Origin of the sequence: Methyloversatilis sp. (assembly GCF_051861465.1) — a bacterium.
In the GTDB taxonomy this organism is placed as follows: domain Bacteria; phylum Pseudomonadota; class Gammaproteobacteria; order Burkholderiales; family Rhodocyclaceae; genus Methyloversatilis.
The window spans coordinates 82,852-99,143 of record NZ_JBHYCQ010000005.1; the positions used below are offsets into that span (position 1 = coordinate 82,852).

At 62.8% G+C, this 16,292-nt stretch carries 21 protein-coding genes and 1 tRNA gene; 12 read left to right on the forward strand and 10 right to left on the reverse strand.

Features of this window, described 5'->3' with window-relative positions; all coding sequences use genetic code 11:
* Positions 1-165: 165 nt before the first annotated feature.
* The 11 genes from rpmI (at position 166) to rpoS (ending at position 8,469) form a co-directional block, all read left to right on the forward strand.
* Complete coding sequence (gene rpmI / locus ACTIFF_RS08520) at positions 166-363, forward strand: 50S ribosomal protein L35 (RefSeq protein ID WP_008062636.1); 198 nt, start codon at positions 166-168, stop codon at positions 361-363.
* A gap of 12 nt (positions 364-375) precedes the next feature.
* Entirely contained in the window at positions 376-732 is a 357-nt protein-coding gene (rplT, locus tag ACTIFF_RS08525; protein WP_257080735.1) for a 50S ribosomal protein L20, read from the forward strand.
* A gap of 69 nt (positions 733-801) precedes the next feature.
* On the forward strand, positions 802-1,833 hold the full coding sequence (pheS, locus tag ACTIFF_RS08530) for a phenylalanine--tRNA ligase subunit alpha (RefSeq protein WP_439536441.1): 1,032 nt from the start codon (positions 802-804) through the stop codon (positions 1,831-1,833).
* Positions 1,834-1,845: 12 nt separating this feature from the next.
* Entirely contained in the window at positions 1,846-4,215 is a 2,370-nt protein-coding gene (pheT, locus tag ACTIFF_RS08535) for a phenylalanine--tRNA ligase subunit beta (protein WP_439536442.1), read from the forward strand.
* Between the two features lie 33 nt (positions 4,216-4,248).
* A complete protein-coding gene (locus ACTIFF_RS08540; RefSeq protein ID WP_069039919.1) occupies positions 4,249-4,557 on the forward strand; it encodes an integration host factor subunit alpha in 309 nt (102 codons plus the stop codon).
* Positions 4,541-4,909 carry a MerR family transcriptional regulator gene (locus ACTIFF_RS08545; protein ID WP_439536443.1) on the forward strand — a complete coding sequence of 123 codons (369 nt, stop codon included), beginning with the start codon at positions 4,541-4,543 and terminating at the stop codon, positions 4,907-4,909. Before ACTIFF_RS08540 ends, ACTIFF_RS08545 begins: the two co-directional genes overlap by 17 nt.
* A 71-nt stretch (positions 4,910-4,980) precedes the next feature.
* Positions 4,981-5,057: transfer RNA gene (locus tag ACTIFF_RS08550), tRNA-Pro, on the forward strand.
* A gap of 72 nt (positions 5,058-5,129) precedes the next feature.
* On the forward strand, positions 5,130-5,873 hold the full coding sequence (gene surE / locus ACTIFF_RS08555) for a 5'/3'-nucleotidase SurE (RefSeq protein WP_069039921.1): 744 nt from the start codon (positions 5,130-5,132) through the stop codon (positions 5,871-5,873).
* Positions 5,870-6,523 (forward strand): protein-L-isoaspartate(D-aspartate) O-methyltransferase, encoded by a 654-nt coding sequence (locus tag ACTIFF_RS08560; protein WP_439536444.1) that lies wholly within the window; start codon positions 5,870-5,872, stop codon positions 6,521-6,523. The genes surE and ACTIFF_RS08560 overlap by 4 nt, the downstream gene beginning before the upstream one ends.
* Positions 6,520-7,512: a peptidoglycan DD-metalloendopeptidase family protein gene (locus ACTIFF_RS08565; RefSeq protein WP_439536445.1), complete on the forward strand. Its 993-nt coding sequence runs from the start codon at positions 6,520-6,522 to the stop codon at positions 7,510-7,512. Before ACTIFF_RS08560 ends, ACTIFF_RS08565 begins: the two co-directional genes overlap by 4 nt.
* Before the next feature lie 3 nt (positions 7,513-7,515).
* Positions 7,516-8,469, forward strand: a complete 954-nt coding sequence (gene rpoS, locus ACTIFF_RS08570; protein WP_439536446.1) for an RNA polymerase sigma factor RpoS — start codon at positions 7,516-7,518, stop codon at positions 8,467-8,469.
* A gap of 155 nt (positions 8,470-8,624) precedes the next feature.
* Here rpoS and fliR read toward each other — a convergent pair whose 3' ends face one another.
* From fliR to fliO, 4 genes are read right to left on the reverse strand one after another with little or no spacing between them, the layout of a single operon-like run.
* Entirely contained in the window at positions 8,625-9,398 is a 774-nt protein-coding gene (gene fliR, locus ACTIFF_RS08575) for a flagellar biosynthetic protein FliR (RefSeq protein WP_069039925.1), read from the reverse strand.
* Between the two features lie 6 nt (positions 9,399-9,404).
* Positions 9,405-9,674 (reverse strand): flagellar biosynthesis protein FliQ, encoded by a 270-nt coding sequence (fliQ, locus tag ACTIFF_RS08580; protein WP_069039926.1) that lies wholly within the window; start codon positions 9,672-9,674, stop codon positions 9,405-9,407.
* A gap of 13 nt (positions 9,675-9,687) precedes the next feature.
* Positions 9,688-10,440 (reverse strand): flagellar type III secretion system pore protein FliP, encoded by a 753-nt coding sequence (gene fliP, locus ACTIFF_RS08585; protein WP_439536447.1) that lies wholly within the window; start codon positions 10,438-10,440, stop codon positions 9,688-9,690.
* Positions 10,437-10,835, reverse strand: a complete 399-nt coding sequence (gene fliO / locus ACTIFF_RS08590; protein WP_439536448.1) for a flagellar biosynthetic protein FliO — start codon at positions 10,833-10,835, stop codon at positions 10,437-10,439. Before fliO ends, fliP begins: the two co-directional genes overlap by 4 nt.
* Positions 10,836-11,139: 304 nt before the next feature.
* Between fliO and ACTIFF_RS08595 the strand changes: the two genes are divergently transcribed.
* A complete protein-coding gene (locus ACTIFF_RS08595; RefSeq protein WP_439536449.1) occupies positions 11,140-11,994 on the forward strand; it encodes a diguanylate cyclase domain-containing protein in 855 nt (284 codons plus the stop codon).
* 87 nt (positions 11,995-12,081) lie between these two features.
* Here the strand turns inward: ACTIFF_RS08595 and ACTIFF_RS08600 are convergent, their stop codons facing one another.
* The 6 genes from ACTIFF_RS08600 to fliJ form a co-directional block, all read right to left on the reverse strand.
* Positions 12,082-12,273, reverse strand: a complete 192-nt coding sequence (locus ACTIFF_RS08600) for a YqaE/Pmp3 family membrane protein (protein ID WP_305615755.1) — start codon at positions 12,271-12,273, stop codon at positions 12,082-12,084.
* Between the two features lie 197 nt (positions 12,274-12,470).
* Positions 12,471-12,914 (reverse strand): flagellar motor switch protein FliN, encoded by a 444-nt coding sequence (gene fliN, locus ACTIFF_RS08605; protein WP_439536450.1) that lies wholly within the window; start codon positions 12,912-12,914, stop codon positions 12,471-12,473.
* Positions 12,911-13,936, reverse strand: coding sequence for a flagellar motor switch protein FliM (gene fliM, locus ACTIFF_RS08610; protein WP_439536451.1), 1,026 nt, complete (start codon positions 13,934-13,936; stop codon positions 12,911-12,913). The genes fliN and fliM overlap by 4 nt, the downstream gene beginning before the upstream one ends.
* A 29-nt stretch (positions 13,937-13,965) precedes the next feature.
* Positions 13,966-14,571, reverse strand: a complete 606-nt coding sequence (locus ACTIFF_RS08615; RefSeq protein ID WP_439536452.1) for a flagellar basal body-associated FliL family protein — start codon at positions 14,569-14,571, stop codon at positions 13,966-13,968.
* 140 nt (positions 14,572-14,711) lie between these two features.
* A complete protein-coding gene (locus ACTIFF_RS08620) occupies positions 14,712-15,731 on the reverse strand; it encodes a flagellar hook-length control protein FliK (protein ID WP_439536453.1) in 1,020 nt (339 codons plus the stop codon).
* 72 nt (positions 15,732-15,803) lie between these two features.
* Entirely contained in the window at positions 15,804-16,241 is a 438-nt protein-coding gene (fliJ, locus tag ACTIFF_RS08625; RefSeq protein WP_439536454.1) for a flagellar export protein FliJ, read from the reverse strand.
* Positions 16,242-16,292 lie beyond the last annotated feature (51 nt).

Below are 16,292 nucleotides of genomic sequence, written 5' to 3' on the forward strand. Positions count from 1 at the left end.
CTCAGCCTGAAGAAGAATCTGCCGGACCTGAAGTCCGGCGATGCGTGAGGTTTTGCCTCGCGTCGCCGCGGTTGAAGAATCGCGGCACAACAAGTGTTCACGGGTATGAAAGTGCTGCGAAAGGTTCGCGGTCACCTGTGAAGATGACATAAATGGAGTTTTGTCATGCCCAAGATGAAGACCAAGAAGGGCGCTGCAAAGCGCTTCAAGGTCAGGGCGAGCGGCAGCATCAAGCGTTCGCAGGCGTTCAAGCGCCACATCCTGACGAAGAAAACCACCAAGTCGAAGCGTCAGCTTCGCGGTATGACGGCGGTGCATGCGACGGACGACGCACGCGTTCGCAACATGCTTCCCTACGCATAAGGAGCCCACGAGATGCCCAGAGTCAAACGTGGTGTAACGGCACGCGCCCGTCACAAGAAGGTACTGGATCAGGCCAAGGGTTACCGCGGTCGTCGCCATAGCGTCTATCGCATCGCCAAGGAAGCGGTGATGAAGGCAGGCCAGTACGCCTACCGTGACCGCCGCCAAAGGAAGCGTCAGTTCCGCGCGCTGTGGATCGTGCGTATCAACGCCGCTGCACGCGAAGTGGGTCTGACCTACTCGAAGCTGATCAACGGCCTGAACAAGGCGTCGATCCAGGTCGATCGCAAGGTGCTTGCCGATCTCGCCGTATTCGATAAGGCTGCGTTCGCCGCCATCGCGAATCAGGCCAAGGCCCAGCTCGGCTAAGCGTGTTGCACGCAGAAAAAGGAGGCCTGGCCTCCTTTTTTTGTCCCCATATTGTTCGGATTCAAGTCGATGAGTGATCTGGAAGCGCTTGTTTCACAAGCGGAAATCGATTTTTCTGCAGCGGCGGACGCCGTGGCGCTGGAACAGGTCAAGGCGCGTTTTCTCGGCAAGTCCGGCAGCCTGACCGAATTGCTCAAAGGCCTCGGCAAGCTCGATCCCGACGCTCGCAAGATCGCTGGTGCGGAGATCAACACCGCCAAGCAGCGGGTCGAGGCAGCCCTTGAAGCGCGTCGTGAGGCATTGCGCAACGCCGCACTCGAAGCCCGCCTGGCGGAAGAGTCACTCGACGTGACCTTGCCCGGGCGTGGTCATGCGAAGGGTGGTCTGCATCCGGTGACCCGCACCCTCGAACGGATCGAAGCCCTGTTCCGCGGCATCGGTTTCGACGTGGCGGATGGCCCGGAGATCGAAACCGACTTCCATAATTTCACTGCGCTGAACACGCCGGAAAACCATCCTGCGCGTTCGATGCATGACACCTTCTACCTGGAGGGGGCGAGTGACGTGATGCTGCGCACCCATACCAGCCCGATCCAGGTGCGTTACATGCAGGCGCACGTGGCGCGTCATGCAGGCGCGGCAACGATGCCGGAGATCCGCATCATTGCGCCCGGTCGCGTCTATCGCGTCGATTCCGATGCCACCCACTCGCCGATGTTCCACCAGGTCGAAGGCCTGTGGGTCGGCGAGTCGGTCAGCTTTGCCGATCTGAAGGGCGTGGTGAGCGATTTCCTGCACCGGTTCTTCGAAGCCGATCGGCTCGACGTGCGTTTCCGGCCTTCGTTCTTCCCATTCACCGAGCCGTCAGCGGAAATCGACGTCGCATTTCCGAGCGGACCGCTGGCCGGTCGCTGGCTGGAAATCGCCGGCTGCGGCATGGTGCATCCGAATGTGCTGCGCCATTGCGGCATCGATGCCGAGCGTCATACCGGCTTTGCGTTCGGTTTCGGGCCCGACCGCCTGACCATGCTGCGTTATGGCATCAATGACCTGCGCCTGTTCTATGACGGCGATGTGCGTTTTCTGAGCCAGTTCCGCTGAGGTTTTTGCCCGATGAAATTTTCAGAAACATGGTTGCGCGAGTTCGTTGACCCGGCCATCGATACGCAGACGCTGTCGCACCTGTTGACCATGGCGGGTCTCGAAGTCGAGGAACTTGATCCGGTGGCAGCCGCCTTTCGCGGTGTTGTCGTGGCGGAAGTACTGTCCGTTGCACCGCATCCGGATGCCGACCGCCTGCGTGTTTGCAGCGTGAATGCGGGCGGCGAGCCGCTGCAGATCGTGTGCGGTGCGCCCAACGTTGCCGCCGGCATGAAGGTGCCGTGCGCCACGGTGGGGGCCAGTCTGCCGGGTATCGACATCAAGCGGGCGAAACTGCGCGGCGTCGAAAGCAATGGCATGCTGTGTTCTGCACGCGAACTCGGGCTGTCGGAAGATCACGGCGGTCTGCTCGCGCTGCCCGTCGATGCGCCGGTGGGGACCGACATCCGTCATTACCTCGAGCTTGATGACAACGCTTTCGTCATCAAGCTCACACCGAACCGCGCAGACTGTTTCGGCATGCTGGGCATCGCGCGCGAAGTATCGGCGCTCACCGGTGCGCCGTTATGCGTGCCGGAGATCGTCGCCGCGCCCGTCACGCTGACTGAGGTGCTGCCGGTCAGTATCGAGGCAGCAGATCTGTGCGGCCGTTTCTCGGGTCGCATCATCCGTGGCGTGAACGCCCGCGCGGCCACGCCGGAGTGGATGAAGCGCCGGCTGGAGCGCGCCGGCATGCGTTCGATCTCCGTACTGGTCGACATCTCCAATTACGTCATGCTCGAGTTGAACCGACCGAATCACGTGTTCGATCTCGATCGCGTGAAGGGTGGCCTGACCGTACGCTGGGCGCGCGAGGGCGAGCAACTCGTGTTGCTGAACGAGCAGACCATCACGCTGGCACCGGACTGCGGCGTCATCGCCGACGAGACCGGCGTCGAGAGCTTCGCCGGTATCATGGGCGGCGCATCGACTGCGTGCTCGCTCGATACGCGCAATGTCTATGTCGAGGCCGCGTTCTGGCAACCTGATGCCATTCAAGGGCGCGCCCGCCGCTATGCGTTCTCCAGCGAGGCTGCTCACCGCTTTGAGCGTGGTGTGGATTTTGCCGATACCGTGGCCGGTGTCGAACGCGTCACACAGCTCATTCTCGAATTGTGCGGCGGCGAAGCCGGCCCGATGGATGACCGCATCACCGCGCTGCCGTCGCGCGAGCCGGTACGCCTGCGGCCGGCGCGTGTGGCGCGTGTGCTCGGCCTGCCATTTGGTGACGACGCCATCGAAGCCTGTCTTCAGCGCATGGCGCTGCCCTTTGCGCGCGATGGCAGTGATTTCATCGTGCAGCCACCGACCTGGCGCTTCGATCTGCGTATCGAGGAAGATCTGATTGAGGAACTGGCTCGTCTGCACGGCTACGACAACATCCCGACCCATCCGCCGGTCGGCCGACTGGCCATGCCGGAACTGTCAGAAGGGCGTCGAAGCGCATCGAATGTGCGTCACCTGCTGGCTGATCGTGACTATCAGGAAGTGATCAACTTCGCATTCGTCGAGCGGCGCTGGGAACAGGATTTCGCCGGCAACGACACGCCGGTTGTGCTGGCCAACCCGATCGCGAGCCAGATGTCGGTCATGCGTTCGACGCTGATCGGTGGTCTGGTCGACAACGTAGTGACCAACCGTCGCCGTCAACTCGATCGCGTGCGGGTGTTTGAAATCGGCCGCTGCTTCGCACATGATGCGCAGGCGGTGCCGGTCCCGGGTTTCGCTCAGACGCTGCGCATCGCCGGGCTCGCGTGGGGGGCTGCGCAAGCGGAGCAGTGGGGCGCCGTGGCGCGTCCCACCGATTTCTTCGATGTGAAGGGCGATGTCGAAGCGCTGGTGCTGCCGTATCAGGCAGTATTTGCGTCGACGCGACATGTTGCGCTGCATCCAGGGCGTGCGGCGTCGATCAGCCTGAACGGACACGTGATCGGATTCATCGGAGAGCTGCATCCGGAACTGGTGCAGCGCTACGAATTGGCGAGTGCGCCGCTGGTGTTCGAATGCGATCTTGAACCGCTGCTCGGCAGCGCAGTGCCGTCGTACCAGACCGTGTCCAGGCAGCCTGCCGTACGTCGCGATCTGGCGCTGCTGCTGCCGCGTTCGACACCGCTTTCGCAGGTGCTTGAAGGGCTTCGCAGCGCCTCGCCGGCCATCGTGCAGGACATCGCCCTGTTCGACGTGTATCAGGGTAAAGGCATATCAGATAACGAAAAAAGCTTTGCTTTCCGTATAGTTATGCAAGATACTCAACGTACTTTGGCGGACGCTGAAGTCGATGCGACCGTTGATCAACTGGTGATGTATGCACAGCGTGAGTTCGGTGCAAAGCTGCGCGCCTGAGGCGGCAGGGCGACAGGGTTACGAGGAAGCCGCATGACCACACTGACCAAAGCCGAACTGGCGGAAATGCTGTTCGAACAGGTAGGGCTGAACAAACGCGAGGCGAAGGATATGGTCGAAGCATTCTTCGACGAGATCCGTGACGCGCTCGAAAGCGGCGACGGCGTCAAGCTGTCGGGCTTCGGCAACTTCCAGTTGCGCGACAAGCCGCAGCGCCCGGGGCGCAACCCCAAAACCGGCGAGGAAATTCCGATCACCGCACGGCGGGTTGTTACTTTTCACGCGAGCCAGAAGCTGAAGGCGGCCGTCGAGGGCATCGATTACGATGGAAACGACGAGTAAGGAGCCGCTGGTTCTGCCAGCGATTCCCGCCAAGCGTTACTTCACGATCGGCGAGGTGAGCGAACTGTGCGGCGTCAAGCCGCATGTGTTGCGCTACTGGGAACAGGAATTCACCCAGCTCAAGCCGGTGAAGCGACGTGGCAACCGGCGTTATTACCAGCACCACGAAGTGCTTCTGGTGCGCCGCATTCGTCAGCTGCTCTATGAAGAAGGCTTCACCATCAGCGGTGCGCGCAACCGCCTCGATGATTCCGATCCTCGTTCGGGGGCTGCATCGAGTGCAGCGGGCAACGACGTCGACGTGGCCGAGTTGCGGGCTTCCCTGCAGGCGATACTCGACCTGCTCGAGTGACGCCCGGTTGCCGATTTTTGCGGGGGTGCCGGTTCAAGTCCGTCAGCCCCTGATATAATTTTCAGCTGAGTCGGGGCGTAGCGCAGCCTGGTAGCGCACTTGCATGGGGTGCAAGGGGTCGCGAGTTCGAATCCCGCCGCCCCGACCAATTCTTGTTGCTTCAATCTGTTGTGGCCGGTTCGTTCCAGCATCGTGCCGCGACATTCGCCTTCCGTTTCCCATGCGCATTCTGTTGTCCAACGACGACGGTTACTTTGCTCCCGGCCTCGAGGCGCTCGCACGGGCTCTCGGCGAGGTTGGAGACGTCACCGTCGTGGCGCCCGAGGCTGACCGCAGTGGCGCCAGCAATTCCCTGACACTTGATCGTCCATTGATCTTGCGTCGCGCGCGCAACGGTTTTCATTATGTCAATGGCACGCCGACAGACTGCGTCCATCTTGCGGTGACGGGCATGCTCGACCACCTGCCCGACATTGTCGTGTCGGGCATCAATGACGGCGCCAACATGGGCGATGACACGATCTATTCGGGCACCGTTGCCGCTGCGACTGAAGGTTTCCTGCTCGGCGTACCGGCGATCGCCATGTCGATGACGCGCAAGGGCAGCGCGCATTACGACACTGCTGCCCGCATTGCCTGCGATCTGGTGCGTCGGCTGACCGATCGGCCTTTTGCCACGCCGGTGTTGCTCAACGTCAATGTGCCCGATCTGTCGTTCGACGCGCTGAAAGGCGTACAGGTGACGCGGCTTGGCCGGCGACACAAGGCGGAGCCTGTCGTGCGCACCACCAATCCGCGCAATGAGACCGTGTACTGGGTCGGCGCTGCCGGCGCGGCTCAGGACGCCGGCGAAGGCACCGATTTCCATGCCACGGCAAATGGATTCGCGTCGATCACGCCGCTGCAGATCGACCTGACCCACATGGCCCAGATGGGGCAGGTGCGCGACTGGCTGGGCGCATGACGGCAGCGGACGCAAGTCTGAGCCTGACGCGTGCGCGCGCCCGGATGGTTGAACGGCTGCGTGTTTCAGGCATACGCGATGAAGGCGTGCTTGCTGCGATGCAGTCCATTCCGCGTCATCAGTTCGTCGAAGAAGCACTCGGTACGCGGGCCTATGAGGACACTGCGCTGCCACTCGGCTTCCAGCAGACCATTTCGCAGCCCTTTGTTGTCGCTCGCATGATTGAACTTCTCCGCGCTGGCGGACGTCCTCTCGGCAAGACGCTTGAAGTCGGAGCTGGGTGCGGGTATCAGGCCGCCGTGTTGTCGAAGCTTGCCAGTGATGTATATGCCATCGAGCGCATTGCGCCGCTGCTGGAACGTGCCAAGCGCAACCTGCGTCCGATGCGGCTGCCCAACGTTCGCCTGAAACACGCCGACGGCATGATCGGCCTGGCTGCCGAGGCGCCGTTCGATACAATCATTGTGGCGGCCGCGGCGGCGTCGGTGCCCAAGGCCTTGCTGGATCAGCTGGCCGAGGGCGGGCGACTCGTGATTCCCGTCGGTACCGCCGACCAGTCATTGAGATTGATTGAAAGACAGCCTCAGCGCTATGTCGAAACGAAACTGGACGCGGTGCGCTTCGTGCCGCTGTTGCCGGGGGTTGAATGAATAGATCGTTCTTCGCGGTGCCAGTGTTGTGCCTGCTGCTTGCGTCATGCGCAGGGACACGGCCGGCGCCGGTTGAAGTCCGTCCGCCGGTTGGCACCCCGCCCACTGCGGTACCGGCCACGCCGCCCGCCGCTGCCGCTGTACCGCGTTCTGGCGTTCACATCGTCGCCAAGGGCGATACGCTGTTCAGCATCGCGCTCGAACATGGTCAGGACTGGCGAGATCTGGTGATCTGGAATCGACTCGAGAACCCCAATCTGATCAAGCTCGGGCAGGAGCTGCGTGTTGCCGCACCTGAGGGGGGCATGGAGACCCGCCCGATCGCAGCACCCGGCGTCGAATCGCGGCCGCTCGACACGCCCGCCCCAAGCGCGCCGGCAGTGACCGAGCCGCCTCCCTCGGCAGTGGACGCCATGCTCAAGCGCGAGCCGCGAGGCGGGGTTGAACCCTATTCCGAAGCGACACTCGACCGCATCCGTTCGGCCGGAATCACGCCTCAGCCGTCGGGGGCAGCCGTCGCGGCCGTCACGCCCGCGCCGCCAGCGGCAACGGCCGGTGCCGCAGGGACCGGCGCACCGGCCATCGTGACACCGCCGGACGCCGTGCGTACGGAAGATGGCGTCGAGTGGAGCTGGCCGGCGAGCGGCCGCATCATCGGGCGCTTCGGCGACGGCAGCAATAAGGGCGTCGATGTTGCAGGTCGAACTGGCGATCCGGTTCTGGCGGCGGCCGGCGGTCGCGTGGTGTACGCGGGCGATGCGATGCGTGGTTATGGCAAACTGGTCATCGTCAAGCACGACAACACGTTTTTGTCCGCTTACGCGCACAACAGCAAGATACTGGTTCAGGAACGCGACACGGTAAAGCGCGGTCAGCGTATCGCCGAGCTGGGCGACAGCGACACCGAAGCCGGCAAGCCCCGTCTGCACTTTGAGATACGGCGTCAGGGCAAGCCCGTCGATCCGATGAAGTATCTGCCACCGAGATAATCCATGTCCGATCTTTCGCAACCCGAAGACGCCGAACCGGCTGAGCCCGTCGACGACGATGCCGTCGCGGGCGAGCTCGATGGCGTGGAGGTCGCGGCCGAACCGGTCGAAGCGCCCGAGGCCGAATTCCTCGGCGACGCCACGCAGCTCTACCTCAACGAGATCGGTGCCAATCCGCTGCTGACGCCGGAGGAGGAACTGGCGTTGTCACGGCGCGTGCGACAGGGCGATTTCGAGGCGCGCCAGACCATGATCGAGCGCAACCTGCGACTCGTCGTGAACATCGCCAAGCACTATCTGAATCGCGGCATGCCGCTGCTTGACCTCGTTGAAGAAGGCAATCTCGGCTTGATCCACGCGCTGGAAAAGTTCGATCCGGAACGTGGTTTCCGTTTTTCCACCTACGCCACGTGGTGGATACGGCAGAACATCGAGCGCGCGATCATGAACCAGTCGCGCACGATCCGGCTGCCGGTCCATGTGGTGAAGGAATTGAATCAGGTGCTGCGCGCCATGCGCAATCTGGAGGCACGCAGCGGTGGCGAGTGCTGTGCGGAAGACATCGCAACCCTGCTTGCCAAGCCGGTCGAGGACGTGCGGCACATTCTGTCGTTGAACGAGCACACCGCCTCGCTCGACGCGCCGCTCGACATCGACCCGTCGCTGTCGATCGGCGAGTCCCTTGCCGACGACAATCAGGAAGGGCCGGAAGAGCAGATACAGAATGCCGAGATCGGCTGCCTGGTCCAGGCTTGGATCGCCCAGCTGAACGACAAGCAGCGTACCGTCATCGAGTTCCGCTACGGCATCAACAACCGCGAAATCGCCACGCTTGAAGAGTTGGCCGACCAGCTCAGCCTGACGCGCGAACGCGTGCGCCAGATCCAGCTCGAGGCACTCGCCCAGCTGCGCAAGATCCTGCGGAGGGCGGGTGTGTCGCGCGACGTGCTGCTGTAAGCGTCGTTGGGGGGCCGTCTGCGTCGGCTTTTGCCAAGTCGGCCAGTCCAGCAGGCGCAGCGCACTGCGCTGCGAAACCCCGGAGCTCGGGAGGCCGGCTTTGCACAGCCGGCCCGTTCAGCAGGCGCAGCGCAATGCGCTGCGAAACCCCTGCTTCACCCCATTGCCAGTTGGGCTACGGTTTCGAGTCCGTACTCGAACATGCGCTGCATCGCTGGTGCGATGAAGGACAGTGACAGCATCAGCATCACGAAGCCGGCGATCAGCGTCACCGGAAAGCCGATGGCGAACAGGTTGAGCGCCGGTGCGGCGCGCGTGAGCACGGCCAGTGCGATGTTCACCACCAGCAGCGCCGCGATCAGCGGCAGCGCCAGCATCAGGCCGGCGGAAAACACCGTGCTGCCCCAGCGCGCGATGGCCAGCCAGCCATTGGCCGGGAAAAGGTCGGCACCGACCGGCCACCACTCGAAGCTGTTGCCCAGCACAGCCAGCAGCATCAGATGGCCATTGATCGACAGGAAGATCAGTGTCGCCATAAGACCGAGGAATTCCGCGATTATCGGTGACTGCGACGCATTGTCCGGGTCGTAGAACATCGCAAAGCCCAGACCCATCTGCAGGCCGATCAGCTCACCGGCCAGATCAACCGCCGCGAACACGATGCGTATCGTGAAGCCGAGCGCGATGCCGATCAGCATCTGCTGCACCAGTGCCATCGTACCGGGCCATGTTCCGACACTGAGCCCGGACGGCGGAAGCGTGGGAACGATGGCGAAGGTGATCAGCAGGCCGAGCGCGAGCCGGGCGCGCATCACGAAGGCGCGGTTGCTGAAAACTGGCGCCGCGGCGATCAGTCCCATCACCCGCGCCAGCGGAAACAGGAAACTCGCCATCCACAGGTCGAGCTGGGCGGCGGTGACCGAAATCATTCAGGACTAGCCGAGCAGCGACGGGATCGACGAATACAGCCGGCGCATGTAGTCCGTCATGATGGTGATCATCCACGGACCACCGATCACCAGCACGGCGAACACCGCGATCAGCTTGGGGATGAACGAAAGCGTCATTTCGTTCACCTGGGTGGCAGCCTGGAAGATGCTGACGATGAGGCCGGTGATCAAAGCCGCGCCCAGCATGGGTGCGGACACGAGTAGCAGGGTTTCGACGGCGTGACGGCCGATGTCAACAACGGTGGTGGGCGTCATGGTGCGCAGTCCTTCATATCTGGCCGAAACTGGAAACGAGGGTGCCGAGGATGAGGTTCCAGCCATCCACCAGCACAAACAGCATGAGCTTGAACGGCAGCGACACGATGACCGGCGACATCATCATCATGCCCATGGACATCAGCACCGACGCGACCACCATGTCGATGATGATGAAGGGAATGAAAATGATGAAGCCGATCTGGAAAGCCGTCTTCAACTCTGATGTGACGTAGGCGGGCACGACGACGCGCATCGGCAACTGCTCCGAACTGGCGACCTTGGGTGTGTTCGACAGACGCATGAACAGCTCGATGTCCGGCTCGCGCACCTGCTTCAGCATGAAGGTTTTCAGCGGTTTGGCGCCCGCGTCCAGCGCCTGTTCGAAGCCGATGCGGTTCTCGCTCAGCGGCAGGTAGGCCTCGGCGTAGATCTTCTCGCCGACCGGCGCCATGATGAAAAAGCTCAGGAACAGCGCCAGACCGATCAGCACCTGATTGGGCGGACTGGTCTGCGTGCCCATGGCCTGACGCAGCAGCGACAGCACGATGATGATGCGGGTGAAGCTGGTCATCATCAGCATGACCGCCGGCAGGAAGGACAGGCTGGTCAGCAGCAGCAGGGTCTGGATGGACAGTGACCAGTTGGTGCCGCCGCCGGCGGCCGGCGTGCTGGTCAGTGCGGGCAGGGCCTGTGCCCACGTATCCGGGGCCGTGACGGCGCCCAGTGCGGCAAGCCCCAGTGCCGGAAGCAGGCGTCGCGTCATGACCGACCCGCTTTCAGTTTCGCCAGCAAGGCGCCGAAGTCTGCCGCGACCGGCTTTGCATCGGTGCCTGCCGTACTGATCTCTCCGCGCGGCAGCGTCGCGATGCCGGTGACCGAGCCGGGCGCCACGCCGACCACCAGCCAGTGTTCGCCGATTTCGAGCAGGACCACGCGTTCGCGCGATCCCACCGCGATGCCGCCGACGGTGCGGATTGGAGCGCTGCCGGTCAGGCGACCGCCGGACAGACGGCGCAGCAGCCACAGCACGGCGAACAGTGTCGCCAGTACGACACCGAGCGCGCCGACCATCTGCATGACCGCGCCGGCGCCGCTCGCGGGTGCTGCAGGTGCCACGGGCTCCGCAGCCTGCAGCAAGCCGGCGGAAACGAGCAGCATGAGTGAAAGCCATGTTTTCATGCGCCAAGGCTAGCGCCCGGCAGTACAGGTTCAGCGCGGGAATAGATCGGTTTTAAGGCGGCAATTTCTGCCGCTCGACATCGGGCGCCGTGCGCCGCCGGGAATGGTCATGCGCGGCGGGAACGAGGCATTGAACGTATCGCCTGCGCCGATGCCCAAACAGGTGCGATTCACTGGATGAAGATGTGTCGATCGCGATTTCCACGGATGCAGGACATTGCACCGTACCCACCTGGTATCACACCCTTCCATGACGTCACATCCATCCGGCCCGGATCGTCCCGTGCTCGCCCCGCAGACCTTCAGACGTGCGCTTGAAAAGAGCCACGAAGCAAAGGCAAAAGTCGAAGTGTGTGCCGACGAGCTCACCTCGGCCAACGATGCCGTGAAGGCAAAGATTGCGAAGGGCGTAACGTCTCTGCCCGTGCATGAAGCCCTGGCAGACAGCGAGGGGGTTGAAGTCAAGGTGCAGGAAGTCGCGGGCGACCTGCACGAAGTGACCGATACGCTGGCTCAGGGCATCGATGATCTGAAAGAGGTTGAATCTGCGCTGAAGCGCTCCCGAAAAGCGTTGCTTGAATCGGAGGCCGCTCTGGCGAGGTCACAGCGGGGAGAGCAGAAGGCGAAGTTCGACGGCATGCATGACCCGCGGACCGGCTTGCCCAATCGAACGCTGTTCGATGACCGGCTTGCGCAAGCCATTTCGCTCGCCGAGCGCCATGGCTGGACGCTGGCCGTCATGTTCCTCGATCTGGACCGCTTCAAGGCGATCAACGATACGCATGGGCATGCCACTGGCGACCGTGTGCTGGAAGAGATTGCGCGCCGGCTGAACGGACACTGTCGCGACGAAGACACGGTATGCCGCAACGGAGGGGACGAGTTCCTCTATCTGCTGATGAACCCACAGGGCCGGGAAAACATCGAGCGTGTGGCCAGTATGGTGCTGGGGAACCTGGGTGCCCCGATCGACATGGATGGCCTGCAGCTCGTCATCACGCCCAGCATCGGCATTTCGCTTTATCCGGAGCATGGCGAGACCGTGGATCGACTGATCGAGCGTGCCGATGTCGCCATGTATCAGGCAAAGCGGGCAGCAAGCGGTTTTGCGATCTTCGACGGCGATAACCCGGGGTAGATCTCGCGCGACGGGAGTACCCACGCGGCGCGCCGTTGAGCGAGGGGGCCCTGCGCTGACCCGTGGGCGCTGAAACGGCTGCGCAGATCATCGCTTGCCGAGCGCTTCCTCGATGCGCTTGTCCGTCTTGTACTGGCTCAGTGCATAGACGGCCCACAGCGCAGCCGGTATCCATCCGATCAGCGTCAGCTGCAGAATCAGGCAAATCACCCCGGCGATCGGGCGACCGATGGTGAAGAAGACCATGAAGGGCAGGAAGATGGCGAGCAGCAGTCGCATGACGGCTCCGTGAAGGGAAGGGATGACCAAAGATACCATCCGCTGCGCGACCCGCGAATCGCCGTCGCGTCAGCCTTGGGTACTTGCCGTGACGGCGGACACCGACAAAAAAAAGAGAGCGACGCCGCGGCGTCGCTCTCTTTTTTTTGTCGGTCAGCCCGACTGCTTCCTGATGGCCGGCCCGATCGGGCCAGCCATCAGCGTTTCAGTTTCTTCATCCGCTCTGCCGGCGTGATGATATCGGTCAGGCGAATACCGAACTTTTCATTCACCACCACCACTTCGCCCTGCGCAATCAGCGTGCCGTTGACCAGCACGTCCATCGGTTCGCCGGCCATGCCGTCGAGCTCGACCACCGAACCGTGGCCCAGTTGCAGCAGATTGCGGATGGAAATCTTGGTGCGGCCCAGTTCGACTGTCAGCTGCACAGGGATGTCGAGAATCATTTCGAAGTCGCGCAACCCTTCGGATGACTTGTTCGCCGCATCACCGAACTGCTGGAAGATGTTGGCGGGCTGGACATCCTTCGCCGCGTCCCCGTCGAGTGCGGCAAGCGCATCGTCAGCCGTGGTCTGCTCGGACATTGCAGCGGCCCAGTCGTCCTCGCTGACCTGCTCTTCCGCTTCAGCCAGATCACTCATGATGGTTCCTCACCCTTTTTCTTGCCCTGCACGTTCAGGGCGTGTTCGATCAATTCTTCCTCGCCGGCCATGAAACGCTCGATCTTCAGCGCATAACGGCCGCCCTGTATGCCGTACTTGCATTCCAGAACCGGAATGCCATCGACCTCGGCTTGCACGGTGTCTGAAATGGTTATCGGAATGATGTCGCCAACCTTTAGGTTGTTCAGGCCGCCCAGGGTCAGCGAGCCGCCCCCCAGCTGGACGTTCAGTTCCACCGCGGCATCCTGCACCTGACGGGTCAGCAGGTTGATCCACCGGTTGTCCGAACTGACGCTGTCGCTCTGCATCGATGAATTCAGCGTGTCACGCAGCGGCTCGACCATCGAATACGGCAGGCAGATGTGCATTTCCGCCGACACGCCCCCGAGTTCCAGCGTGAAGGTCGCTGCCACGACGATTTCCGACGGCGTGGCGATGTTGGCGAACTGCGAATTCATTTCCGAGCGCACGTACTCGAAATTGATCTTGAACACCGGTTCCCACGACCGTTCGTACTCGGCGAAGAACACTTCCAGCAAGCCCTGGATGATGCGTTGTTCGGTCGGCGTGAAGTCACGTCCCTCGACCCGGGTGTGGAATCGCCCGTCACCGCCAAACATGTTGTCGATGACCAGAAAGACGAGGTTCGGATCGAACACCACCAGCCCGGTGCCGCGCAGCGGCTTGACCTGGACCAGATTCAGATTGGTCGGTACGACCAGGTTGCGGATGAATTCGGAATACTTCTGCAGCCGGATCGGTCCGAGCGAAATTTCGGCGCTGCGCTGCATGAAATTGAACAGTCCGATGCGCAGATAGCGCGCAAACCGCTCGTGTATCAGTTCCAGCGTGGGCATGCGCCCGCGCACGATTCTTTCCTGGGTGCCGAGGTTGTACGGGCGTACACCGCTCGTATCTTCGGCTTCGGCCACTTCGTCGGCCTCGCCGGTGACGCCCTTGAGCAGGGCATCCACCTCTTCCTGGGAAAGAAAATCGGACATCGCGTTTCCTCGTGACGACCGGATCTGGCCTACTGGACGATGAAGGACGTGAACAGCACGGCCTCCACGGGTCCGACAGGCTCTTCCGGCTCACCCTTCTTGTTGGTCGGTACTTCGCCAACGATGGCGTTGATCGAGTTCCTGATTTCGCCGGCCAGTGCTTCCCGACCTTCGGTCGTGCCCAGCTCGGACGCCTTCTTGCCCGACAGCAGCATCAGCACATGGTGGCGGATTTCCGGCATGTACGCCTTCAGGTTGTCTGCGGCGGGCTGTTCTTCCACCTTGACCGAGGCCTTGACCTGCAGGTATTGATCCACCTGCGTTTCCGGCGCCAGATTGACCGTAAAGGGGTCGAGTTCGACGAACACCGGCGGCAGGCCCTTGGCTTCCGCTTCCTTCTTTTTCTTCAGCTTGGCCTTCTTGGCGGCGAGCGCCTTGGCGTCCGGGTCTTCGTCGCTCATTTCATCGGCGTGCTCGTCCTCGCCTTCTTCGGCGTGACTGCCAGCCATCATGAACATCGCGGCGGCGCCGCCCACGACGACCAGCAGCACGACGGCGAGGATGATGAAGAGCATCTTCTTGCTCTTCTTGGGTGCGTCTGCGGCGACGTCGTCTGCGGTGGCGGCTTTGGCCATGGTGTGCGCTCCTGTATGGATCGGGATTGTCGGCGGGTACTGATGCCTTTCAATGATCGAATAACGGCCGAATGTCCCGTTTTTTTAGCGCCGATGTTCGCGGCGCCATCAGGAGCGCGTGTTCACACCGCTCTATATCGCTACGCGAACAGGTCGACGAGGCCGCTGCCACGCCGCGCCGCCGGTGCGATCAGCAACTCGGCATCGCCGTTGCCGTCACGCCCGCGCTCACCGCGCTGGCCGCCCTGGCCCTGATCGCCGGAGCGTTGCTCGCCGCTGACGTTGGTGTCGCCGAGCGAAATGCCCCCCTCGGCCAGCATTTCACGCAGTCGCGGCATGGCCTGCTCCAGCGCTTCCCGCACCTGCGGGCTCGCAGACACGAACTGCGCCGTGCTCAGATCGCCGCCGATCTGCAGCGAAATCTCGATCCGGCCAAGATGGGGCGGCGTCAGGATCAGTTCCGCGCGACTGTTGCCGTTCTCGGCCAGCCAGGTCACCTGGTGTCCGATGTCGTCCGCCCAGCCCGGATGCGTGATCGGCGTGGCAACGGCCATTTCGGTGGCGGGTTTCTGTGCCGCGTTCAGGTGGGCGCGGAAGTCGCCCTGCGGGAGCTGCTGTGTCGCGGACTGTCCGGCGTCCATCCGGGTGTCAGCATTCAGCAACGCATCCGGCAGATTCTTGCCGTTCGAGTCGCCGGTGCCGTCCGTCGCCGCGGCAATCGCTGCCGCCGGCAAGTCCCCCGATGCCTCGCGGCCCGCTTTCCTGCCGCCTTGCCCGGTCAGATCGAGATCAAGGTCGGACTGTTCGACCGCCGCACCGGTGCCACCCGCAAGCCGTTCGATGACCGGCAGGACTGCCGGTGCGAGCAGGCCGGCCGGCAGCAGTTCGGTGGCGACACGACCGGGGTCGGCGCTGAGTGCATCCAGCAGAACGACCTTCTCGTCGTCCGGCTTGGCGCTGCCGTCATCGAGCAGCTTGGCCAGCAAGGCGGCACGCGGATCTTCGGGTGCGTTCTTGAGGGAGTCCTGCAACAGGTTGGCGAATGCCGTCGCCGCGTCTTCGGGCGATGCATCGGCGCCAATGCCGCGCGCTTCGCCCACCGGGCCGCTTGAAGCGAGCGGCGTGGCGGACGAGGGCAGGCTGAGCTTGATGTCTGACATGGGAAGTCCTCCGTTGATGGAGGGGTATAAGCAGCTAGCGTGCCAGCTTCCGGGCCGTGCGAACGTGCAGTGTCAGTCGTCCGCAACCAGGCGACCCGAACGGTCGTCGGCCACCCGCTGTTCGGCCTTGGCTTCGCGCTTGACCAGCGTGGCCTGATGGCGGTCGGACAGGGTTTCAAAGGCTTTCACGCGGGTGCGGGTGTCCAGCCACTCGCGCTGACCGGCCTGGGCGCGGTCGCGCGACTGTTCGACCCGCTGCTGCTGGTGGCCGATCGCGTCGTCGATGCGCGCGAGGAAAGCAGAGTAATTGCTCCATTGGCCCGGTGTCATGCCGTTGCGTGCAGCGGCCATGAACTGGTCCTGATACTCCTTGCGGTAGTCCTCGAGCATCGTGAGCTTGCGCGACTGGTCGTGCTCGCTGGCGATCAGTGCTGCCAGCGCACGCGCCGACTCGTCCATGCGTGTCTGGCTCAGGTCGAGAATGGTCTGCAGACGGAAAGGTTCAGCCATGATTCAAAGGTCGCTCTTTTGTTCTGGCGCGCCGCGTGCCGTCTGTCACGG

What these genes read in the sequence shown, in the direction of transcription:
- rpmI (WP_008062636.1), top strand. Translation starts at nt 166, where the DNA reads ATGCCCAAGATGAAGACCAAGAAGGGCGCTGCAAAGCGCTTCAAGGTC.
- rplT (WP_257080735.1), top strand. Translation starts at nt 376, where the DNA reads ATGCCCAGAGTCAAACGTGGTGTAACGGCACGCGCCCGTCACAAGAAG.
- pheS (WP_439536441.1), top strand. Translation starts at nt 802, where the DNA reads ATGAGTGATCTGGAAGCGCTTGTTTCACAAGCGGAAATCGATTTTTCT.
- pheT (WP_439536442.1), top strand. Translation starts at nt 1,846, where the DNA reads ATGAAATTTTCAGAAACATGGTTGCGCGAGTTCGTTGACCCGGCCATC.
- ACTIFF_RS08540 (WP_069039919.1), top strand. Translation starts at nt 4,249, where the DNA reads ATGACCACACTGACCAAAGCCGAACTGGCGGAAATGCTGTTCGAACAG.
- ACTIFF_RS08545 (WP_439536443.1), top strand. Translation starts at nt 4,541, where the DNA reads ATGGAAACGACGAGTAAGGAGCCGCTGGTTCTGCCAGCGATTCCCGCC.
- surE (WP_069039921.1), top strand. Translation starts at nt 5,130, where the DNA reads ATGCGCATTCTGTTGTCCAACGACGACGGTTACTTTGCTCCCGGCCTC.
- ACTIFF_RS08560 (WP_439536444.1), top strand. Translation starts at nt 5,870, where the DNA reads ATGACGGCAGCGGACGCAAGTCTGAGCCTGACGCGTGCGCGCGCCCGG.
- ACTIFF_RS08565 (WP_439536445.1), top strand. Translation starts at nt 6,520, where the DNA reads ATGAATAGATCGTTCTTCGCGGTGCCAGTGTTGTGCCTGCTGCTTGCG.
- rpoS (WP_439536446.1), top strand. Translation starts at nt 7,516, where the DNA reads ATGTCCGATCTTTCGCAACCCGAAGACGCCGAACCGGCTGAGCCCGTC.
- fliR (WP_069039925.1), bottom strand. Translation starts at nt 9,398, where the DNA reads ATGATTTCGGTCACCGCCGCCCAGCTCGACCTGTGGATGGCGAGTTTC.
- fliQ (WP_069039926.1), bottom strand. Translation starts at nt 9,674, where the DNA reads ATGACGCCCACCACCGTTGTTGACATCGGCCGTCACGCCGTCGAAACC.
- fliP (WP_439536447.1), bottom strand. Translation starts at nt 10,440, where the DNA reads ATGACGCGACGCCTGCTTCCGGCACTGGGGCTTGCCGCACTGGGCGCC.
- fliO (WP_439536448.1), bottom strand. Translation starts at nt 10,835, where the DNA reads ATGCTGCTCGTTTCCGCCGGCTTGCTGCAGGCTGCGGAGCCCGTGGCA.
- ACTIFF_RS08600 (WP_305615755.1), bottom strand. Translation starts at nt 12,273, where the DNA reads ATGCGACTGCTGCTCGCCATCTTCCTGCCCTTCATGGTCTTCTTCACC.
- fliN (WP_439536450.1), bottom strand. Translation starts at nt 12,914, where the DNA reads ATGAGTGATCTGGCTGAAGCGGAAGAGCAGGTCAGCGAGGACGACTGG.
- fliM (WP_439536451.1), bottom strand. Translation starts at nt 13,936, where the DNA reads ATGTCCGATTTTCTTTCCCAGGAAGAGGTGGATGCCCTGCTCAAGGGC.
- ACTIFF_RS08615 (WP_439536452.1), bottom strand. Translation starts at nt 14,571, where the DNA reads ATGGCCAAAGCCGCCACCGCAGACGACGTCGCCGCAGACGCACCCAAG.
- ACTIFF_RS08620 (WP_439536453.1), bottom strand. Translation starts at nt 15,731, where the DNA reads ATGTCAGACATCAAGCTCAGCCTGCCCTCGTCCGCCACGCCGCTCGCT.
- fliJ (WP_439536454.1), bottom strand. Translation starts at nt 16,241, where the DNA reads ATGGCTGAACCTTTCCGTCTGCAGACCATTCTCGACCTGAGCCAGACA.